The sequence below is a fragment of the Streptomyces sp. NPDC058145 genome (assembly GCF_042884245.1).
GTDB lineage: Bacteria > Actinomycetota > Actinomycetes > Streptomycetales > Streptomycetaceae > Streptomyces.
Genome location: NZ_JBHVUH010000053.1, coordinates 1 through 5,203, shown reverse-complemented (window position 1 = coordinate 5,203; position 5,203 = coordinate 1). Strand labels below are relative to the sequence as shown.

2 rRNA genes are annotated in these 5,203 nt (G+C 57.4%); both read right to left on the bottom strand.

The features are described from left to right. Positions 1-21: 21 nt before the first annotated feature. Positions 22-3,143 (bottom strand): 23S ribosomal RNA (locus ACFVVO_RS39300). A 304-nt stretch (positions 3,144-3,447) separates the two neighbouring features. After that, a 16S ribosomal RNA gene (locus ACFVVO_RS39295) occupies positions 3,448-4,973 on the bottom strand. Together the 16S and 23S rRNA genes form the textbook arrangement of a ribosomal RNA operon. Positions 4,974-5,203 lie beyond the last annotated feature (230 nt).

Genomic DNA, 5,203 nt, shown 5'->3' with positions numbered 1-5,203 from the left:
ACACAGTGGACGCGAGCAACTGAGGACAAGCCCTCGGCCTATTAGTACCGGTCACCTCCACCAGTTACCTGGCTTCCAGATCCGGCCTATCAACCCAGTCGTCTACTGGGAGCCTTACCCCATCTAGTGGGTGGGAGTCCTCATCTCGAAGCAGGCTTCCCGCTTAGATGCTTTCAGCGGTTATCCCTCCCGAACGTAGCCAACCAGCCATGCCCTTGGCAGGACAACTGGCACACCAGAGGTTCGTCCGTCCCGGTCCTCTCGTACTAGGGACAGCCCTTCTCAAGACTCCTGCGCGCGCAGCGGATAGGGACCGAACTGTCTCACGACGTTCTAAACCCAGCTCGCGTACCGCTTTAATGGGCGAACAGCCCAACCCTTGGGACCGACTCCAGCCCCAGGATGCGACGAGCCGACATCGAGGTGCCAAACCATCCCGTCGATATGGACTCTTGGGGAAGATCAGCCTGTTATCCCCGGGGTACCTTTTATCCGTTGAGCGACGGCGCTTCCACAAGCCACCGCCGGATCACTAGTCCCGACTTTCGTCCCTGCTCGACCCGTCGGTCTCACAGTCAAGCTCCCTTGTGCACTTACACTCAACACCTGATTGCCAACCAGGCTGAGGGAACCTTTGGGCGCCTCCGTTACTCTTTAGGAGGCAACCGCCCCAGTTAAACTACCCATCAGACACTGTCCCTGATCCGGATCACGGACCCAGGTTAGACATCCAGCACGACCAGACTGGTATTTCAACGACGACTCCACCCACACTGGCGTGTGAGTTTCAAAGTCTCCCAGCTATCCTACACAAGCCGAACCGAACACCAATATCAAACTGTAGTAAAGGTCCCGGGGTCTTTCCGTCCTGCTGCGCGAAACGAGCATCTTTACTCGTAGTGCAATTTCACCGGGCCTATGGTTGAGACAGTCGAGAAGTCGTTACGCCATTCGTGCAGGTCGGAACTTACCCGACAAGGAATTTCGCTACCTTAGGATGGTTATAGTTACCACCGCCGTTTACTGGCGCTTAAGTTCTCAGCTTCGCCCTGACGAATCAGAGCTAACCGGTCCCCTTAACGTTCCAGCACCGGGCAGGCGTCAGTCCGTATACATCGCCTTACGGCTTCGCACGGACCTGTGTTTTTAGTAAACAGTCGCTTCTCGCTGGTCTCTGCGGCCACCCCCAGCTCACGGAGTAAATCCGATCACCGAGTGTGGCCCCCCTTCTCCCGAAGTTACGGGGGCATTTTGCCGAGTTCCTTAACCATAGTTCACCCGAACGCCTCGGTATTCTCTACCTGACCACCTGAGTCGGTTTAGGGTACGGGCCGCCATGAAACTCGCTAGAGGCTTTTCTCGACAGCATAGGATCATCCACTTCGCCACAATCGGCTCGGCATCAGGTCTCAGACACATGAGCGGCGGATTTGCCTACCACTCGTCCTACACCCTTACCCCGGGACAACCACCGCCCGGGATGGACTACCTTCCTGCGTCACCCCATCACTCACCTACTAACCGCTTGGTTCGGCGGCTCCACCACTCCCCTCAACTCCGAAGAGATCAGGGCGGCTTCACGGCCTTAGCATCACGATGCTCGATGTTTGACGCTTCACAGCGGGTACCGGAATATCAACCGGTTATCCATCGACTACGCCTGTCGGCCTCGCCTTAGGTCCCGACTTACCCTGGGCAGATCAGCTTGACCCAGGAACCCTTAGTCAATCGGCGCAAACGTTTCTCACGTTTGTATCGCTACTCATGCCTGCATTCTCACTCGTCAACCGTCCACGACTACCTTCCAGTGCCGCTTCACCCGGCAGACGACGCTCCCCTACCCATCACAGCCGGCGTTGGCCGTATATGCTGCAATGACACGACTTCGGCGGTACGCTTGAGCCCCGCTACATTGTCGGCGCGGAATCACTAGACCAGTGAGCTATTACGCACTCTTTCAAGGGTGGCTGCTTCTAAGCCAACCTCCTGGTTGTCTGTGCGACTCCACATCCTTTCCCACTTAGCGTACGCTTAGGGGCCTTAGTCGATGCTCTGGGCTGTTTCCCTCTCGACCATGGAGCTTATCCCCCACAGTCTCACTGCCGCGCTCTCACTTACCGGCATTCGGAGTTTGGCTAAGGTCAGTAACCCGGTAGGGCCCATCGCCTATCCAGTGCTCTACCTCCGGCAAGAAACACACGACGCTGCACCTAAATGCATTTCGGGGAGAACCAGCTATCACGGAGTTTGATTGGCCTTTCACCCCTAACCACAGGTCATCCCCCAGGTTTTCAACCCTGGTGGGTTCGGTCCTCCACGAAGTCTTACCTCCGCTTCAACCTGCCCATGGCTAGATCACTCCGCTTCGGGTCTTGAGCGTGCTACTGAAACGCCCTATTCGGACTCGCTTTCGCTACGGCTTCCCCACTCGGGTTAACCTCGCAACACACCGCAAACTCGCAGGCTCATTCTTCAAAAGGCACGCAGTCACGAGATACGTGCAAGCACGTATCCGACGCTCCCACGGCTTGTAGGCACACGGTTTCAGGTACTATTTCACTCCGCTCCCGCGGTACTTTTCACCATTCCCTCACGGTACTATCCGCTATCGGTCACCAGGGAATATTTAGGCTTAGCGGGTGGTCCCGCCAGATTCACACGGGATTTCTCGGGCCCCGTGCTACTTGGGTGTCTCTCAAACGAGCCGCTGATGTTTCGACTACGGGGGTCTTACCCTCTACGCCGGACCTTTCGCATGTCCTTCGTCTACATCAACGGTTTCTGACTCGTCCTGTCGCCGGCAGACGACAGAAGAGAGATCCCACAACCCCGCATGCGCAACCCCTGCCGGGTCTCACACGCATACGGTTTGGCCTCATCCGGTTTCGCTCGCCACTACTCCCGGAATCACGGTTGTTTTCTCTTCCTGAGGGTACTGAGATGTTTCACTTCCCCTCGTTCCCTCCACACTGCCTATGTGTTCAGCAGCGGGTGACAGCCCATGACGACTGCCGGGTTTCCCCATTCGGAAACCCCCGGATCAAAGCCTGGTTGACGGCTCCCCGGGGACTATCGTGGCCTCCCACGTCCTTCATCGGTTCCTGGTGCCAAGGCATCCACCGTGCGCCCTTAAAAACTTGGCCACAGATGCTCGCGTCCACTGTGCAGTTCTCAAACAACGACCAGCCACCCATCACCCCCGGAAAAGTCCGGAGTTCACTGGGGCCGGCGACTGAGGAGAAGTTCATTCCCTCAGACACCCAACAGCGTGCCCGACCGTGTCCCGTCCGAAGATCATGCGTTCCACGCTCTTGCGAGCAGTACTGGCAGCCTCCGACCCGTGAATCCGGTCGAATAATCAACGTTCCACCCATGAGCAACCAGCATCAGACATTCGCTGATGTACTGGCCTCTGACCGGGCAAGCCCGGTAAGAAGTGCTCCTTAGAAAGGAGGTGATCCAGCCGCACCTTCCGGTACGGCTACCTTGTTACGACTTCGTCCCAATCGCTAGTCCCACCTTCGACAGCTCCCTCCCACAAGGGGTTGGGCCACCGGCTTCGGGTGTTACCAACTTTCGTGACGTGACGGGCGGTGTGTACAAGGCCCGGGAACGTATTCACCGCAGCAATGCTGATCTGCGATTACTAGCAACTCCGACTTCATGGGGTCGAGTTGCAGACCCCAATCCGAACTGAGACCGGCTTTTTGAGATTCGCTCCACCTCACGGTTTCGCAGCTCATTGTACCGGCCATTGTAGCACGTGTGCAGCCCAAGACATAAGGGGCATGATGACTTGACGTCGTCCCCACCTTCCTCCGAGTTGACCCCGGCGGTCTCCTGTGAGTCCCCATCACCCCGAAGGGCATGCTGGCAACACAGGACAAGGGTTGCGCTCGTTGCGGGACTTAACCCAACATCTCACGACACGAGCTGACGACAGCCATGCACCACCTGTACACCGACCACAAGGGGGGCACTATCTCTAATGCTTTCCGGTGTATGTCAAGCCTTGGTAAGGTTCTTCGCGTTGCGTCGAATTAAGCCACATGCTCCGCTGCTTGTGCGGGCCCCCGTCAATTCCTTTGAGTTTTAGCCTTGCGGCCGTACTCCCCAGGCGGGGAACTTAATGCGTTAGCTGCGGCACCGACGACGTGGAATGTCGCCAACACCTAGTTCCCACCGTTTACGGCGTGGACTACCAGGGTATCTAATCCTGTTCGCTCCCCACGCTTTCGCTCCTCAGCGTCAGTAATGGCCCAGAGATCCGCCTTCGCCACCGGTGTTCCTCCTGATATCTGCGCATTTCACCGCTACACCAGGAATTCCGATCTCCCCTACCACACTCTAGCTAGCCCGTATCGAATGCAGACCCGGGGTTAAGCCCCGGGCTTTCACACCCGACGTGACAAGCCGCCTACGAGCTCTTTACGCCCAATAATTCCGGACAACGCTTGCGCCCTACGTATTACCGCGGCTGCTGGCACGTAGTTAGCCGGCGCTTCTTCTGCAGGTACCGTCACTTTCGCTTCTTCCCTGCTGAAAGAGGTTTACAACCCGAAGGCCGTCATCCCTCACGCGGCGTCGCTGCATCAGGCTTTCGCCCATTGTGCAATATTCCCCACTGCTGCCTCCCGTAGGAGTCTGGGCCGTGTCTCAGTCCCAGTGTGGCCGGTCGCCCTCTCAGGCCGGCTACCCGTCGTCGCCTTGGTGAGCCATTACCTCACCAACAAGCTGATAGGCCGCGGGCTCATCCTTCACCGCCGGAGCTTTCGACCCCCGCAGATGCCTGCAGGAGTGATATCCGGTATTAGACCCCGTTTCCAGGGCTTGTCCCAGAGTGAAGGGCAGATTGCCCACGTGTTACTCACCCGTTCGCCACTAATCCACCCCGAAGGGCTTCATCGTTCGACTTGCATGTGTTAAGCACGCCGCCAGCGTTCGTCCTGAGCCAGGATCAAACTCTCCGTGAATGTTTACCGGTAATCCGGTTGAACACCACGAGAGCGGTGCGAGAGGAGGAATAATCCTCCCGCACACAGCGTCCTCGCTGTGTTTTTCAAAGGAACCTCGTCCCAGCAGAAGCTGGAGACGGGGTATCAACATATCTGGCGTTGATTTTTGGCACGCTGTTGAGTTCTCAAGGAACGGTCGCTTCCTTTGTACTCACCCTCTCGGGCTTTCCTCCGGGCGCTTCCCTTCG